16 protein-coding genes and 3 pseudogenes are annotated in these 15,219 nt (G+C 61.0%); 9 read left to right on the top strand and 10 right to left on the bottom strand.

The genetic code is table 11. The annotated features are described in order from the left end of the window. Positions 1–46: 46 nt before the first annotated feature. The 4 genes from NKJ08_RS24350 to NKJ08_RS24335 form a co-directional block, all read right to left on the bottom strand. Positions 47–445, bottom strand: coding sequence for a DUF3085 domain-containing protein (locus tag NKJ08_RS24350; RefSeq protein WP_352783695.1), 399 nt, complete (start codon positions 443–445; stop codon positions 47–49). A 9-nt stretch (positions 446–454) separates the two neighbouring features. Further along, the gene (locus NKJ08_RS24345; RefSeq protein WP_352783692.1) at positions 455–1,060 is read right to left on the bottom strand and encodes a DUF1419 domain-containing protein; all 606 of its coding nucleotides are present in this window, start codon (positions 1,058–1,060) and stop codon (positions 455–457) included. 331 nt (positions 1,061–1,391) lie between these two features. Next, positions 1,392–2,291: a DUF3991 and toprim domain-containing protein gene (locus tag NKJ08_RS24340; protein WP_352783690.1), complete on the bottom strand. Its 900-nt coding sequence runs from the start codon at positions 2,289–2,291 to the stop codon at positions 1,392–1,394. Positions 2,292–2,472: 181 nt separating this feature from the next. Continuing rightward, positions 2,473–2,661, bottom strand: coding sequence for a hypothetical protein (locus NKJ08_RS24335; RefSeq protein ID WP_352603798.1), 189 nt, complete (start codon positions 2,659–2,661; stop codon positions 2,473–2,475). Between the two features lie 630 nt (positions 2,662–3,291). Between NKJ08_RS24335 and NKJ08_RS24330 the strand changes: the two are divergent. Continuing rightward, positions 3,292–3,504, top strand: a pseudogene (locus tag NKJ08_RS24330) (MucR family transcriptional regulator); the annotation flags it as partial. 149 nt (positions 3,505–3,653) lie between these two features. On the opposite strand, the pseudogene NKJ08_RS24325 reads toward NKJ08_RS24330, so the two are convergent. Next, positions 3,654–3,850: pseudogene (locus tag NKJ08_RS24325) on the bottom strand (cold-shock protein); the annotation flags it as partial. 17 nt (positions 3,851–3,867) lie between these two features. Next, positions 3,868–4,014, bottom strand: coding sequence for a hypothetical protein (locus tag NKJ08_RS24320; protein WP_352492056.1), 147 nt, complete (start codon positions 4,012–4,014; stop codon positions 3,868–3,870). A gap of 108 nt (positions 4,015–4,122) precedes the next feature. Here NKJ08_RS24320 and NKJ08_RS24315 point away from each other — a divergent pair, with 108 nt between their 5' ends. After that, the gene (locus NKJ08_RS24315; protein ID WP_352754214.1) at positions 4,123–4,440 is read left to right on the top strand and encodes a hypothetical protein; all 318 of its coding nucleotides are present in this window, start codon (positions 4,123–4,125) and stop codon (positions 4,438–4,440) included. A 119-nt stretch (positions 4,441–4,559) separates the two neighbouring features. Here NKJ08_RS24315 and NKJ08_RS24310 read toward each other — a convergent pair whose 3' ends face one another. Further along, the gene (locus NKJ08_RS24310; RefSeq protein WP_352783686.1) at positions 4,560–6,518 is read right to left on the bottom strand and encodes a putative bifunctional diguanylate cyclase/phosphodiesterase; all 1,959 of its coding nucleotides are present in this window, start codon (positions 6,516–6,518) and stop codon (positions 4,560–4,562) included. A gap of 224 nt (positions 6,519–6,742) precedes the next feature. Continuing rightward, entirely contained in the window at positions 6,743–7,030 is a 288-nt protein-coding gene (locus tag NKJ08_RS24305; protein WP_352603790.1) for a hypothetical protein, read from the bottom strand. A 29-nt stretch (positions 7,031–7,059) separates the two neighbouring features. On the opposite strand from NKJ08_RS24305, the gene NKJ08_RS24300 reads away from it, so the two are divergent. After that, positions 7,060–7,302, top strand: coding sequence for a DUF982 domain-containing protein (locus tag NKJ08_RS24300; RefSeq protein WP_352603788.1), 243 nt, complete (start codon positions 7,060–7,062; stop codon positions 7,300–7,302). Positions 7,303–7,623: 321 nt separating this feature from the next. Continuing rightward, positions 7,624–7,834, top strand: a pseudogene (locus tag NKJ08_RS24295) (MucR family transcriptional regulator); the annotation flags it as partial. Between the two features lie 241 nt (positions 7,835–8,075). Here the strand turns inward: NKJ08_RS24295 and NKJ08_RS24290 are convergent. Then, entirely contained in the window at positions 8,076–8,288 is a 213-nt protein-coding gene (locus NKJ08_RS24290; RefSeq protein WP_027038889.1) for a cold-shock protein, read from the bottom strand. Between the two features lie 799 nt (positions 8,289–9,087). After that, positions 9,088–9,984 carry a GGDEF domain-containing protein gene (locus tag NKJ08_RS24285; RefSeq protein WP_352783683.1) on the bottom strand — a complete coding sequence of 299 codons (897 nt, stop codon included), beginning with the start codon at positions 9,982–9,984 and terminating at the stop codon, positions 9,088–9,090. A gap of 182 nt (positions 9,985–10,166) precedes the next feature. On the opposite strand from NKJ08_RS24285, the gene bioB reads away from it, so the two are divergent. From bioB to bioZ, 5 genes are read left to right on the top strand one after another with little or no spacing between them, the layout of a single operon-like run. Then, positions 10,167–11,153 (top strand): biotin synthase BioB, encoded by a 987-nt coding sequence (gene bioB / locus NKJ08_RS24280; RefSeq protein ID WP_352783714.1) that lies wholly within the window; start codon positions 10,167–10,169, stop codon positions 11,151–11,153. Continuing rightward, a complete protein-coding gene (locus NKJ08_RS24275; protein WP_352783681.1) occupies positions 11,150–12,298 on the top strand; it encodes an 8-amino-7-oxononanoate synthase in 1,149 nt (382 codons plus the stop codon). Before bioB ends, NKJ08_RS24275 begins: the two co-directional genes overlap by 4 nt. Next, on the top strand, positions 12,295–12,933 hold the full coding sequence (bioD, locus tag NKJ08_RS24270; RefSeq protein WP_352783679.1) for a dethiobiotin synthase: 639 nt from the start codon (positions 12,295–12,297) through the stop codon (positions 12,931–12,933). Before NKJ08_RS24275 ends, bioD begins: the two co-directional genes overlap by 4 nt. Next, on the top strand, positions 12,930–14,195 hold the full coding sequence (locus tag NKJ08_RS24265; protein WP_352783677.1) for an adenosylmethionine--8-amino-7-oxononanoate transaminase: 1,266 nt from the start codon (positions 12,930–12,932) through the stop codon (positions 14,193–14,195). The genes bioD and NKJ08_RS24265 overlap by 4 nt, the downstream gene beginning before the upstream one ends. Then, positions 14,192–15,175, top strand: coding sequence for a 3-oxopimeloyl-[acyl-carrier-protein] synthase BioZ (gene bioZ / locus NKJ08_RS24260; RefSeq protein ID WP_352783675.1), 984 nt, complete (start codon positions 14,192–14,194; stop codon positions 15,173–15,175). Before NKJ08_RS24265 ends, bioZ begins: the two co-directional genes overlap by 4 nt. The last annotated feature ends 44 nt before the right edge of the window (positions 15,176–15,219 follow it).

Genomic DNA, 15,219 nt, shown 5'->3' with positions numbered 1-15,219 from the left:
GGACAGCGTTGGCGTCCGCGTGAAAGGGCTGGCAGATTTGCTGGGGTTAGCGGGCGATCAGCGACAGCGAGACTTCGGTCTCGGTGAGTTGCAAGCGCAGATGCGTGCAGCGAAGGTTGCGATCGAACAGCGGGATCAATTGCTCGGCGTCGATGAATTCGATGCCGTCGTCGCCACCGAAATGGCGCTGCTTGTAGTGAAACCAGTCGGGGTTGCCGATCGGGTGGCATTCTTCGGAATAGAGGACGAGCGGGCGCTCGCCGTCTGCGAGTTTTCCGTTCGACAATAGGTAGACACCTTGGTCTCCAACCAGCCACAGGCCGGGGATCTCGCCCTGACCGGGCTTGAGGCCATAATAAGGATTGCGAAAACCGCCGTTGTTGGCGGCATCGGTTTTTCCGCGCTCGATGACCTTGCGAACGGCAAGAATGGGAAAAGTGAACATCGCATCCCCTCACGCGGCAACGGCCAGGGGAAGGTGGCGCAGATGCACCGGCAGCTTCGCCGCGATCTCATCATCGGTGAGCTCGTCGAGCAGCTTCGGCATGGCGCCCTGCCGGCCGCCATAACAGAGCACCGTGCGCTTGCCGCAATGCTCCGGCAGCCAGCGGTCCCCGGCATAGCCACGGTACTCGTCGTGCGTGGCGCTCCAGATATGCTCCAGCCGCTCTTCGCGCGTCATCGCCTTCACCGGCCAGGACTCGCGCTCGACGATGGCATCGCGCATTTCGGCAGGCGATCGCGGCACATTCAGATCGCAATAGGCATGGAAATAACGCGTTTTGCCGTCGATGCGCAGCGTGTAGAAAACGCTGGTTATGCTGTCGGTAAGGAACTCGCGCAGCCCGAACATCTCGCCTCGCATCCAGAGCGGTGGCAGGATCTCCAGCATGTAGTCGTGCTCGACGGGGCCGACTTCGAACCACTCCCCGCTATAAAGAGATCCGGCATCGACGTGATCTCGTTCCGGGCGCTGCGCATGGCGATCGAACATGCGAAACATCTGCCGGCGGTCGGCGATGCCCTGGTAGACTTTACGATTGGGAAAAAAGGGGTTCATCCTTGGGCTCCTTCAGCCTTCGTCGGGCCTGAGCGCGCAGCATCCTCGTGGATGCCCATCATCTTCAGCCCTTCATGACCCCTCCCCTGCGGCCGCCTCTCCGCCCGGGCGGGTCAAGGGCCGGCGCAGCCGGGCGAAGCTTCACCCTTGCACGCGACCGGCGGGCATGCGGCAGCCGGGTTTGGTTTTCTTTTCTCCCTGCCCTCCATAACTTGGCGGTGCGAACCGGCTGTCATGGCTTCGTGGCCGCACCGTTTCGAGTTGACATGGCCATGGCAAAGCCCAGGCCGGCGATCTTCGCTTCTGCGCTGCGGTTGAGTGATCGGCGCCGTCAGGCGGATGCCGCGTCCTGCAGCATCGCGTTCCAGTCTTCGGCGAGCGGCTTCAGCCGCTCGAAGTCACAGGCCACGTCGCAGGCAAGCTCACGCAGCCTCGACACGAATGCCTCGCCCTGCGGGTTGGCGTCGGTGGCCGCTACAAGCCGCCTGTTCGGGCTCCCCGCCAACATGCGAAGCGCTGTGTCCGTCGCCGGGGACCAGCCGCCGCCGGTGCTGGCATACAGCGTATCGCGCCGGATCCGTTCGATCGCGGCCAGGCTCATGGCGTCAATCGCCGCTTCGCTAACGCAGATCCGGGTGGCCTTTACCGTCCCCAACCGGAACAACACCTTGCCGCCTCCGGCCGCAAAGCCACGCCATTGCGGTCCGCGCTCCTCCCAGCCGGTGACGAGACCGGCCGCGTCGCTGTGGGCGGCCCACATGCTGCCGCGCGGGCCTTCCCTCAGAACGTTCTGAGCGATCGCAGTCGCAATGACCTGTTCGGGAATGTGCCGCTCATCGCGCAGATAGCGCCAGGTCGCCGACCCGCGCCACGGCTTGCGTCGGGCCGCCCATCGCTTCGGAACTGACTGGTCGGGTTCGGTCTCCCGAGACTGTCGTTTCCATTCCGGCTCGCTCGGCACGAACCCCGCAAGCGAGGCTACCTGCAAGAGGGCTTCCAGGAAATCGCCGCCATCCAGATGCTGTACCAGCGAATAAACATCGCCCTTTCGATCCGACAACGGGTCGAACCATCCCTTGCCATCATGGATGACGATGATGATATCGTTTCCACGACGGTATTTAACCGCTTTGCGAGTGCTTTCCTTGAAGTCGACCGTGAAGCCGCCGGTCTCCAGCACCGCGGCACAGCCGACCCGGCCGCGCAGCGCTTCTATATCCGTCTTTTCCATTTTTCTCTCCCGAGAGCCCTTCCGGCCGGTTTTTCTTCAAGTCAACTTCTTCCACACAATTCGCGGAACACTCCGCAACCGCCGCGAAGAGCAAAGGGCGCAAGGGCGCGGCTTTCGCCGCGGCGCAGCCTCCCTTGCGGCCTGCCGCTCGCAAGCGGGACGCCGTGGCATAGAGGCCAGTTCAATGAACCGGCCGGCCGCCTGTGTATGGACAGTATTCGCAGATCGCCTCGACCTCGTCGCCGTCGAGGTCTTCGGCAGGGAGAACGCCGTACTCGTTGTCATTGACCTTGAACAGGATGACCGGCGTCATCAGGGTGCGAGCGAGGTTCCAGGCGTGGCTCTGAGCGAGGCTGAGTTCGTGCGACATTTGTTTGGCTCCTTGGTCGCGGAGACCATTCCCCGCTCGACAGGCGCCCGTCGGGTCCAGCCGGGACCGCGATCATCGCGATGGCGAAGCCGTGAGCGACGGCACGCTTTGCGTAGTCCGACCCCGCAGCGGGTTGATCGGCAGGTCCGGCTGGAACAAGGGAATTAGCCGAAAGAGCGGGAAATGGGCTCTGCACAGAGCCAAGTCACTCGCCACGAAACCTCGCGGATTCATGACGGCAGTACTTGCGGCTGACTTACGCCGGCTTCATCAAGGTCTGGGCGAAAAAGCCGTCTCCTGTACCGACGGCGCCGCCACGATAGTGGCGTCCGCACAAAGAATTCCATCCGGGCACACCATCCTAAGGGAATACGAGAGGCAACATCGAGCCTGATCTGGCTGACCGCCGATGTCGTTGTCGCCGAGGCTCGGGAGGTGAAGGCGCTGCAGAAGTCGCCTTTCCAGGTGCCTGTATCCCGATCAAGTCACGCCCCGCTCGGTAACTGTGCTTTGAGACGCGCGCCGGAGAGTTCGAGGAGCGCGTTGCCAATTCTGACCCGGTCACGTGACCGCCACCGGCGGGCCGCCCAACTTGTGCACGACGGCGGGAGGGGCAGCCCTATAGCGAAAGAAAATCGCGTCAAATGGCGTCTGCCAGCGGATTACCCTATGGTTGCGCCGAATTACGCCGCTGCGCGCTCGGCGTTGGCCAAGACCATGGGGCTCGGCCGCAAACGTAAAGAGCCGAAACGCCGACGCCGGCGAAGCGGACCAGCAAGGAGGTCACAGCTTGATCTCAGAAATCGAGGTTCGATCTGGGGCGCGCAGCTGCCATCGGCATAATCTGCATCTGCCCGGAGTATGAAAGGTGGGGGCAAAACCCTGCCTTCCCTTCAAAAAAGCTATTCACAAGGAATTCGCAACGCCTTGCAGCAATGTGCTTCCGGCTTTGCGGTTTGGCCTGCCAGGACGGAGCAGAAAGTCAGCCGGCAGAGATTGCCAGCAGAGGACTTGCCGGTGGGCGGTCCTGCCCGATCTTAAAATTGATCTTCTGGCCGTCAGCGAGGGTTCGAGAGGCGCCGCGCGTTCGACAGCGGAAATGTGGACGAAAACATCCTGACCGCCATTGTCGGGCTGGATATCCAAACCCCTTGGTGCTGTTGAACCGCTTCACCGTTCCAGTCGGCAAATTCGCTAGGGTCCAATTCAACGGACCCGTCCTCGTTGCTTGCCGTCGGGGTCCACCGTCGCCGTCAGCGTCATTGGAAAAGTCCTGATACGCCCGGGAGCCGACAGGCCTGTGCCATCCGACGTCACGATCACGGTGCCGAGATGTTTTGTCAGTTTCGTCACGTGGGCTCTCCTGTGGTCGCGCACGAAGGATGAAACCACGTCGTCCAATTGTCATTCGTTGCCGCGGCTGGTTATATGGTTGCCGCCGACAGTCAGAAGGGAGCTTCCATGAATCCGATCAGACAGATTCTCGACGTCCTGCTCCCCATCCGCCCAATTTCCGGCAAGAGCCCGGTCCGCTACAGGACAACCGCCCAAGCTCTTTCGTCGGCAATCCGGATCGCACGCCGCCGCAAAGCTGTCGATCTTGCTGCATCATTCGCCACTGGATCTATAATCGAGAATATCGAAAACAGTTCTTTGCCGTGGGACTTCCTGAAGGTTAGATCCCATGATGCTGCCCCGGAACCGACGCCTGCCCTGGCCAAGAAAACTCTTGGAAATTCCGATGAGTTCGCCGAGTGGCATCGTCTGCTATCAAGATGAAAGCAGACCGCATTGCCTCAGGAAAAATTGTTGCCGGGTGGCGTCCGTTACCTCACCTCATCACCGTTGGCGTACGAGAAAAAACCAGACCATCGCCGGCAAAGTACGGGTCGTGCCGTTCATGTATTTAGCTGCTGACCAAACGGCTTCGCAGCAATGCAAAGAATGTCGTCTATCCGGACAGGTTTCCCGATTAAATAGCCTTGAGCTTCGTCACAACCGACGCGGCGAAGATAGTCGAGCTGTTCGGGGGTTTCGACGCCTTCGGCCGTGACCCCAATTCGAAGCTCGTGCGCCAATTCAATCAGTGATCTCACAATCGCGGCGCAGTCCGCATCGGTGAGCATATCCTGGACAAAAGATCGGTCGATCTTGAGCCGCGAAAGAGGCAATTTACGAAGATACGTCAGCGATGAAAAGCCAGTGCCGAAGTCGTCAAGGGCAACTGTGACGGATAAAAAATTCAACGATTGCAACAATGAAATAGCGTCTTCAAAATCGGAAATCAGCACCGATTCCGTGATCTCGACCTCCAGTCTTCGCGGCTCCAAACCGGCTTCAGCCAAGGTCGCTACAATTCCATCCAGCAAGGCCTTGTCCTTGAGCTGCACTACCGACAAGTTGACGGAGACCCGCACGTCGCGCGGCCAGCGCGCAGCTGCCAAACAAGCCGTTTTGATGACCCAGTGTCCGATGCTGTGAATCAATCCGGTTTCTTCAGCGATAGGAATGAACTCCGATGGAGGGATCGCGCCGAGGGTCGGATGCTGCCACCGCAGCAGCGCTTCAAAACCTCGGATGCGATCACTCCCGAGGTCGAGAAAGGGTTGAAATGCGAGCCAGAGCTGGTCGTTGGCGAGCGCGGATGCCAGATCGCGTTCAAGGGCATGGCGCCTTGCAGCAGCCTCATCATCATTTGCGCTGAAAAACTGGATGGAGCTCGCCCCGCGCGTCTTGGCCCTGTGTAGCGCGGTATCGACGCACCGCAGGAGCTGGTTGGCATCCAAACCGTCAGTGGGCGCCAGAGCGATGCCGATAGAAGCCCTGCAATATATTTCGCGCCCTCCGATCAAGAACGGCGCGCGCATGACATCTATGATCTGTTTGGCCAAGAACCTGATTTGATCTGGCCTGATATCGCGTGCAGCGATTATTGCAAATTCGCCGCCCTCAAACCTGGCAATGTCATCGGTCTCCCGCGTTAATTTCCGAATTCTCGCAGCCACTTCGACCAAAAGGGCATCCGCCATTGCTCGACCAAAGTAAGCATTCACCTCGTCAAAATTGTTAATGTCGAATAAAAGCAAGGCAAAGTGTTGGTCAAACTGCTTTGCGTCCGCCAACGCGCTCTCCAGCCGCTCGTTGAAGCTGAACCGGTTTGGCAAACTGGTTAGAACATCCCTGCGAATGGCATTTTCGCTTTCCGCTTGCAGAATGAAGCGTTGGGTAAATTCAGACGCGTGAGCAAGCACTGCCCGAAACAGCGTGGTGGCGTAGCTTAATATCAGGATTGCGACGGGCAGATTGACGGCGCCTTCCATCCACACAATCGCAACCGCCGAACCGACGAAGATCGGCAGCGTATACGCGATGGCCGCAATGGGAATCGTGTAAAACGAGGCGGCACCGCCTGCGATCATCCCTGCGCTCAGGCAGGTGATGACGACCTGGGCTGCACTTGTTGCCCCGCCGAAGAACAGAATGGGAAGTGCGCCCCACCAAGTGCCGAACAGCAGGGCGTTCCGCACTAGGTTTCGCGTTGTCCGGCGAGACACTGATCTAGGTTTGACTGACTGAAACGATGATCTCGCTCTTAGGCCTACGAAACCAGCGGCGCCGATGAGGACACTAGCCCAAAGGATGGCTTTCGTTTGGTCGGGCGAGCCCCAAACCGCCATAACGAGAGTGGCCGCATTGAGTATGTTCGCAACCATGCCAAGAGGCGTGTTGCGGAGCACGATACTGACCTGCTCCGCTCTAATGCGGCCGGCAAGTGGTTCAATCGTCGAGGGCCCGCCAAAAGCCCGCAGGTCGCCGGCCAGAACGTCCCCGAGCCTTGCGGGAGACAGACGCTGCATCCCTCTTTCACCCCCCCTCTAGAGTAGTCGCTGCGTGTTGATCCCCTACCGAACAATTCGGCGAAAGTAAATTTCAACCGCAAATTTTGACAACCAAGTTCGAAAGCCCCGAACGCCCGCCGAACCTTTCGCGCCGGCCCGTAATGCCAGCCCTTCCTTCGCCCGGATCCGGTCGGAAAAGGATCGGCACTCGCGAAATTTTGAATTGACGGACGCTATCGGCGTTAGAAGCTGGCACCCAGAAAGGAAGGCTCGGGCTTCAGGAAATCCCGAGGCTGGGAGAACAAAGCGCGCAGCTTGTCATTGGGGGTCACCACGGCAACCTTGGCGCCGGCGTCGTAGAAGGCCGCCGCTTCACCCCGGACGCGACAGAATTCCGCTGTGCTTTCTTGCGCATCAAGGCCGGAACAGATAGCGGCCTGCTTGTCTTGAGATTGGGCAACTGCCAGTTCTGTTCTGGCCCTAGTCAGAAATGTATAAATTCTCCGAACGTCATGATACGCGAAAATCATGTCATGGTCGGAACTGAGAGTGTAATTGCATGTCGAGCAGGTTCGCCCGGCCCGTGGTGGTGCAAGTTGGCCGGCATGACCGTGAGCGCGTCATATTCGATGTGAACGACGCAGCCTCGATCCTGCTGCGGAGTTTCCCTCATCAGACGAAGAAGCGAAATATGGCTATGGATGCATGTCTTCAGGTTCTGCGTGGAGAAGCCCGGACGCCGGTAGCGAGACGGGCTTTCGTTGCAGCGGCGTTAGAAGCGAAAATTCTACGCAGCGACTGAGGTCCAAATTGATCGTAGCCCTCGATGGCTTGCAAAGTGACTGGGGGAGGCAGAGCTTCAGCCATCGCAGGGGTGACCAGGATTTGTGCAGCTGGCAGCAAGCAACGAGTCCTGCCGCCCTGGGGAACACCCGCCGTTCATCTGCTTCGACTCGACAACGGTCAGGAGGAGAGTCGGCTTCTCGATGAGACCGAGGATCTCGCGCCTTGGCCGGTGCATGAACTGGCCAAATCGGATACGGCTGTGGTACCCGGCGGTGGGGCTTGGAAATTGTTTACGATTATCCCCTCCTCATCGAGCGGAGAGCAGCGGCCGCTCGATCAGGCCCTGAAGCGCCGTCTGTCGACCCAGCACGGGCTGACGCCGGATGAATATCGCGCCAGATGGGGTCTGCCGGCGGATTATCCCATGGTCGCGCCGAACTACGCCGCCACGCGCTCGGTGTTGGCAAGACGATGGGGCTCGGCCGCAAACCAAAAGAGCCGGAAGTGCCTGGCCGACGAAGCGGAGCCGCAAGAAGGTCTCAGCCTGATCGCCGATCGAGCTTCGCCGTCGACGTAAGTCTGTGCGTTTCGGACTCAAGACAGAGAGCAAGGCCAGATATTCGGGCCAACGCATGTCCAAAAGCCTGGGTTGCTAAGCCAACTCGCATCCCTTGGCAGCCATCTGTTGCCAAAGGGTGAGGTCAGCCATGTGCTATCGCTCGTATCGAACGGTCGGCCGGCCATCCCGGCCTGCCGCGTCCGTCCGGCTCTTAAGGGAGTCAGCTGAAATCAACCAGCTTTGCTGAGATTGCCCGCGGAGGACTTGCCAGTCCGGCGGTCCTGTTCAATCTCGTAGTTGATCTTCTGCCCATCAGCGAGGGTCGAGAGGCCCGCTCGTTCGACAGCGGAAATGTGGACGAAAACGTCCTGACCTCCGTTGTCGGGCTGGATGAATCCAAATCCCTTGGTGCTGTTGAACCACTTCACGGTTCCGGTGGCCATATCTACGTATTCCTTCGTAACAATTGCAGTGGGGCCCGGCCGTTCTGCCAGGCCGGTTCCTTGGAACTTAGACGCAGCAAAGAAAAAATTGCAAGACCCGGCATTTTCGGATGACGTCACGACCGATTTTTCAGCTTAAGATAAATATCGCACCCTGCGCAATTGCTGCACCAGCCGTGCGCCGGGTGCGTCGGCCAATGAGCGGCTGTGAACCGAACCTACGATCAATCCGGCTTCCTGCGTGGCGGAGCTGGATTTAAAGCAGGGAGTGGCTGCCGATCGATGGTCATGGTTACCGATGAACTCGAGTTAAGCGATCTATCTCGCCGACAGGGTGCTGGGAGAAGGGCGGGCGCGGCGCGGCTCATCACCGTTGACTTGCCGCGGTCGCGTGCGCAGCGAAAGACTTGTGCGCTATCGCGGGGGGAGGGATTGCGCGAGTTCGGCCTGCATGAGCAAGCTGTCAACTCGCGAGCAATTGTCGGCTGGCAGGGGCCGGAAGCTCAAAGGCCATCAAAACGGCACTAATCTTCAGTCGGTGTTTACCATTGGCTACTATCTTTCGCGTAGCGGCAAGGTTCTGAGTACCGCGCACACAAAGGCCTGCTCCAGACAATGGGGCGGGCTTTCTTGTGTCACTTGGGAGATGGACTCCAATAATGCCGTCTACCGGAAAACAGTCCCCAAGGCTGTGCAACGCGGTTCTAATGTGGCTCGGGCTGTTCGCGCGGATGGGCAGGGCGGAAGGCAGGCCATCTCGGGCAATATTCTGCCCGCGTCAGGCTGGGCCTAAGCTGGGTTATGGCGTCACGGCCCGCAATTTGCCCGATTCATAGTCGAACGAAACACGATTTCGTCCACGCTGTTTCGCTTCAAAAAGGCATCGTCCGGCGGTGCGAAGGACGTCTTGAGCATCTGCATCGGGAGAGATTTCCGCGCCGCCGATGCTGACAGTCACTTTCACGCCGTCCTGTTGGCCTTTCGCCATCGGGCCCGCCTCGATAAGACGGCGCATGTTTTCCGCAATGGTACCTGCCTGCTCTTTACGCGCGCTGCGTAACAACACCCCAAACTCTTCTCCGCCAAGACGACCGATCGAGTCTCCCGGGCGTGTCAGATAAACGAGCGCCTTTGCAATTCGAACCAAAGCCTCGTCACCTTTGGAATGGCCGTGTTGGTCGTTTATCATGGAAAAGTGATCCGGATCGATCAGGAGCAGTGTGTCGCATTCACCTTCGTCACGCTTTCTGTCCATCCTTGCGATAAATTCACCGCGACTGAGAAGGCCCGTCATCGGGTCGTGACTGGTCACGAAGGTCAGCCTATCATGTGCGTCCCTCAGGGCTGTGTATGATTTCTCCAACTTGTCACATGTTTCCTGGATCGTTTCCGCCTGGGTGAAAATGAAGGCGCTGACGGGCAATCCGATCAGAATCGGGATGAAGGTGCATTCCACCCAACTCAGCCAGTCGATCGGCATCTGCAAGCCAAGTCTTGCCGTGAACGACAGGCCGAAAGTCGCGACGACTGCAATTATCGTCACGACTGTAGATTTGCCCAGAATACGTTTACCGCGCGGGGTCATATTGTTGCTATAGACAATCCGGCTGAATGACATGTTACCAGCTTGATTAGGATTGTTCTGGACACCGGCGAGGAGCCGAACCGGCGCGGTCCTCAAGGCCAGGTCGAGCAAATGCGCCCGCGTCCTGCCGACAGCACGCCTCGGTCGGTTCTTGGGCCCATTATGCTGGCTGCGAGGGAAATGACATTTTGACCCGCAGTGAATTTCAGATTTCGGCTGGAAAAACCCGTCGCGTCCTGTAAACAGCGCGGGCCTGCTCACGGATAGGGGAAATCATGACGCTTGTTTCGCCCATGCAAGGATCGGCCGCAGATAGGGGAGCTGCCAGAAGCCGCCGCCTGTGGAGCCAAGCCGAAGCCCGCGCCCTCTACGAGTCTCCCTTCAACGAACTGCTGTTTCGCGCACATTGCGTCCATCGTGCGAACTTTGATCCCAACCGCGTTCAGCTCAGCCGGCTGCTGAGCATCAAGACCGGCGGCTGCCCCGAGGATTGTGGTTATTGCAGCCAGTCCGCGCACCACAATTCCGGACTGAAGGCCTCCAAGCTGATGGCGGTCGAACGCGTCATCGAGGAAGCCCGCAAGGCGCGCGATGCGGGTGCGACGCGCTATTGCATGGGCGCGGCGTGGCGCAGCCCCAAGGCGCGCGACATGGAGGTCGTGGTCGCCATGGTCGAAGGCGTCAAGGCGCTCGGCATGGAAACCTGCATGACATTAGGGATGCTCGATGTTGAGCAGGCGCAGCAGCTAAAGACAGCGGGGCTCGACTACTACAATCACAACATCGATACGTCCGAGCGCTATTACGGCGAAGTCATCACGACGCGCTCGTTCGCCGACCGGCTCGAAACATTGGACAATGTTCGCAATAGCGGCATCAAAGTCTGCTGCGGCGGCATTGTCGGCATGGGCGAGGAACCGGTCGACCGCGTGGACATGCTGGTGACGCTCGCCAATCTCCCCGAGCCGCCCGACAGCGTCCCGATCAACATGCTGATCCCGATTGAAGGCACACCGCTTGGTCATGAGCGGCCAACAGAGCCGATCGAATTCGTGCGCACCATTGCGCTTGCCCGTATCCTGATGCCGCAATCCCATGTTCGCTTGTCGGCCGGCCGCACGGCAATGAGCGAGGAAATGCAGGCACTGTGCTTCTTTGCCGGCGCCAATTCCGTCTTTGTCGGCGATACGCTGCTGACGGCGGACAACCCGAGTGAGGATAAGGACACTGCGCTCTTTCGCAAGCTCGGTATTGAACCAATGGAGCTTTCCGCCCGGTGAGCGCAGGGGGCTTGCTCGACCGCTATGAGACGACGCTGAGCGGGCTCGCGCGCAAGAACCGTTTGCGCACGTTGTCGCCGCGTGCCGGTCTCGATTTCGCCTCCAATGATTATCTGGGACTGGCAGCCTCGCCGCGCCTGGCCAAAGCTGTCGCAGCAGCACTTGCAGCCGGCACGCCGATCGGCGCTACGGGGTCTCGCCTGTTGCGCGGCAATGGACCCGAGCACGAGACGCTAGAAGCCGAAGCGGCGCGCTTCTTCGGCGCCGAACGTGCGCTTTTCTTCAGCGGGGGCTACCTCGCCAATTTCGCCGTCCTGACCACACTTCCGCAAAAGGGCGACCTCGTCGTCCTAGACGCACTCATCCATGCCAGTGCCCATGAGGGCGCGCGGGCCGGCCGCGCTTCATCCGTGGAGGCATCCCACAACGACGTCGACGCCTTCGAAGACGCCATTTTGGCGTGGCGGCGTTTGGGCGGCACGGGTCGCCCCTGGATCGTGGTCGAGAGCCTCTATTCCATGGACGGCGACCGCGCGCCCCTTGCCGATCTGGCGGCACTTGCCGACCGTCACCACGCTTTTCTGCTGATCGACGAGGCGCATGCCACCGGCGTCTATGGACCTGATGGACGCGGCCTAGCGCACGATCTCGAAGGCCGCGACAATGTCGTCGTGTTGCACACTTGCGGCAAGGCGCTTGGCGCCTCCGGCGCGCTGGTGACCGGACCCAAGGTCATCGGCGACTACCTCATCAATCGTTGCCGGCCTTTCATCTATGCCACCGCCCCTTCGCCGCTAATGGCGGTGGCTGCAACCGAGGCGCTCGCCGTCCTGCATGACGAACCCGAGCGCCGCGAGCGGCTTGCAGCACTCGTCGCCTTCGCCGGCCGGGAACTCAAAGCCTGCTGCGGGGTGGCGCCGAGCGGCTCGCAGATCCTGCCGGTCATCGTCGGCGACAACGCCCGCGCCATGGCGCTCGCCAGCGCGCTGCAGGCGCGCGGTTTCGATGTGCGCGGCATCCGCCCGCCAACGGTGCCCGAGGGCACGGCTCGGCTCAGGATTTCGCTGACGCTCAATGTCGAGCAGGCCGACGTCGCTGCGATGGTCAAGGCACTGGCAGAGGAATGGGAGCGAATGGCGGCATGAGCCAAACCTTCGTCATCACCGGCACCGACACCGGCATCGGCAAGACGGTTCTCGCGGCTGGTCTGGTCAGGCTGCTCAATGGCGCCTACTGGAAACCGGTGCAGTCGGGGCTAGACGGCGAAACCGACACCCAGACGGTAGCCAGGCTCGCGGAGCTGCCCCCAGATCGGATCGCCCCGGAAGCCTGGCGGCTGGTCCGACCGCTGTCGCCCCATCGTGCCGCCGAACTCGATGGCGTTTTGATCGATCCCGACCGCCTCGTTCTGCCCATAACGGCGCGCCCGCTGATCGTCGAGGCAGCCGGGGGCCTTATGGTGCCGCTCACCCGCAAAATCCTGTTTATTGATATGTTCGCCCGCTGGCGCGCGCCGGTCGTGCTTTGTGCGCGCACCGCGCTCGGCACGATCAACCACACGCTTCTATCGATCGAGGCGCTGCGCCGCCGCGATATCCCGCTTTTGGGCATAGCGTTCATTGGTGACCCCATGCCCGACACCGAATGCACGATCGCCGCGATCGGCAAGGTGCGTGTGCTTGGCCGCTTGCCTTTCCTCGATCCGCTGGCGCCCGACACTCTCCTGTCGGCCATGGCAGCGCATTTCGACATGGCGCCTTTTCAGCAGGCCAGCATATGAGCCGCTCAGCCGTCTGGCACCCCTTCACCCAGCACGCCGTCGAAGCGGCCCTGCCGAAGGTCGTCCGGACCGAAGGGGCTTACCTGCAGACGGATGACGGACGGCGCATTCTCGACGCAATATCCTCATGGTGGGTGGTGACCCACGGCCATCGCCATCCCGCGATCGTCGAGGCGATCCGCTCAACTGCCGAAACGCTCGACCAGATCATATTCGCCGGTCTCACCCACGCGCCGGCCGAGGAACTGGCTAGCGCGCTCATCGGCCTGGCGCCGAATGGTCTGGACTGGGTCTTTTATTCCGACAGCGGCTCGACCAGTGTCGAAGTGGCGCTCAAAATGGCGCTTGGCTATTTCCGCAACATCGGCGCGCCGCGCTCGCGTATCGTTGTGATGGAATCGAGCTATCACGGCGACACGATCGGGGCGATGAGCGTCGGCGCCCGCGGCGTCTTCAACGCAGCCTACGAACCGCTGCTCTTCGACGTCGACACCATCCCTTTCCCTGCCGAGGGATGCGAACAGGAAACGCTCGACGCCTTCGAAGCGTTCAGCCGTGATCGCAAGGCGGCGGCGCTGATCGTCGAACCGCTGGTCCTGGGCGCAGGCGGCATGCGGATGTATTCGCCAAAAATCCTGGCCGAATTGAAACGTATCGCCGAGGCCTCCGGGACGCTGTTCATCGCAGATGAGGTGATGACCGGCTGGGGCCGGACCGGTACCCTGTTTGCCTGTGAGCAGGCAGCTATTGCGCCCGACATATTGTGCACCTCCAAAGGGCTGACCGGTGGCGCGATCCCGCTTGCCGCCACGCTCGCCACTGACGCCATCTTTCGGGCGTATTATTCGCCGGACCGCAGTCGCACCTTCTTTCATTCGAGCTCCTACACCGCCAATCCGATCGCCTGCGCGGCGGCGCTGGCCAACATCGCTATCTGGCGCGATGAGCCGGTCATCGATCGCGTCACAACACTGACGCGACTGCAAGACGAAGGGGCTCGCCGCTTTGCCGAAGATTCTCGCTTCGCCGATGTCCGGGTGACTGGCACGATTGCCGCCTTCGAACTGGCGGTGGCCAACTCCGGCTATCTGGCTGAGGTCGGCCCGAAGCTGCGCGCTTTCTTCCTTGAGCGCGATCTCCTGGTACGCCCGCTCGGCAATGTGATTTATCTCCTGCCGCCCTATTGCGTAAGCGCCAGCGAGCTTGGTCGCCTGCATGATGCGATCGACGAGGCCGCCGACCTTGTTGGGCAAGCCGGATGATCCGAGGCGCGAAAATCGTTGGGTTCGGCCACCACGCGCCGGCGCGGACCGTGCCGAATGCCGAGATCGAGGCCTCGCTTGACCTGGAAGCCGGCTGGATCGAGAGGCGGACCGGCATCCGGTCACGCCGCTGGGCGGAGCCTTCCGACACCTTGTCGGGGCTGGCCGGGCAGGCGGGAGATATGGCGTTGGAGATGGCCGGCATCGACCGTACCGCGGTCGGCCTGCTGCTGCTGGCAACATCGACGCCCGATCATCTGCTGCCGCCAAGCGCGCCGCTGGTCGCGCACCGTCTCGGCCTTGCTCATTCCGGAGCCGTCGATCTTGCCGGCGCCTGCGCCGGTTTCGTCTATGCGCTTACCTTCGCCGACGCCTTCGTGCGCACGCACGGCAAGCCGGCGCTGGTCATTGCCGCCAATATCCTGAGCCGCCGCATCAACCCGGCCGAACGCGCCAGCGCGGTGCTGTTCGCCGACGCCGCGGGCGCCCTGGTCCTGGCCCCGTCACCCGACCCCCGTCACGGCGTCCTCGGCGCCTCGCTGGATTCCGACGGATCCGGTTACGGCCTCATCCAGATCCCTGCGGGCGGCAGCAGCCGGCCGTTTGCCGGAGATTTCGACATAGCCGAAACCCGCATGACAATCGCCGATGGACGCGCCGTGTTCGCCAAGGCAGTCGAGATGATGACGCGCTGTTCGGTCGAGGCACTTGAAGTAGCGAACGTTTCAGCTCAGTCCGTGGATCGGTTTGTTCCACACCAGGCCAACGCCCGCATTCTCGACGCCGTCGCCGACAAGCTCGATATTGGCCCTGAGAAGGTGGTGAGAAGCATTGCGGAGTTCGGCAATTCCTCTGCCGCGACAATTGCTCTGTCGCTGTCCCTCTCCCATCAGGCCAAGCCGTTTTTGGCGGGCGAAAGGCTTCTGCTTGCCGCGGCCGGCGCCGGGCTTACCGGCGGCGCACTCGTGATCGGCGTCTAGGGGCAATGACCAGTGCGCTTGCAAGGAGTGACGGCGAACGGCTC

Origin of the sequence: Mesorhizobium sp. M0244 (assembly GCF_040321795.1) — a bacterium.
GTDB lineage: Bacteria > Pseudomonadota > Alphaproteobacteria > Rhizobiales > Rhizobiaceae > Mesorhizobium.
The sequence above is the reverse complement of the archived record's forward strand: the minus strand, read 5'-3'. Positions and strand labels throughout refer to the sequence as shown.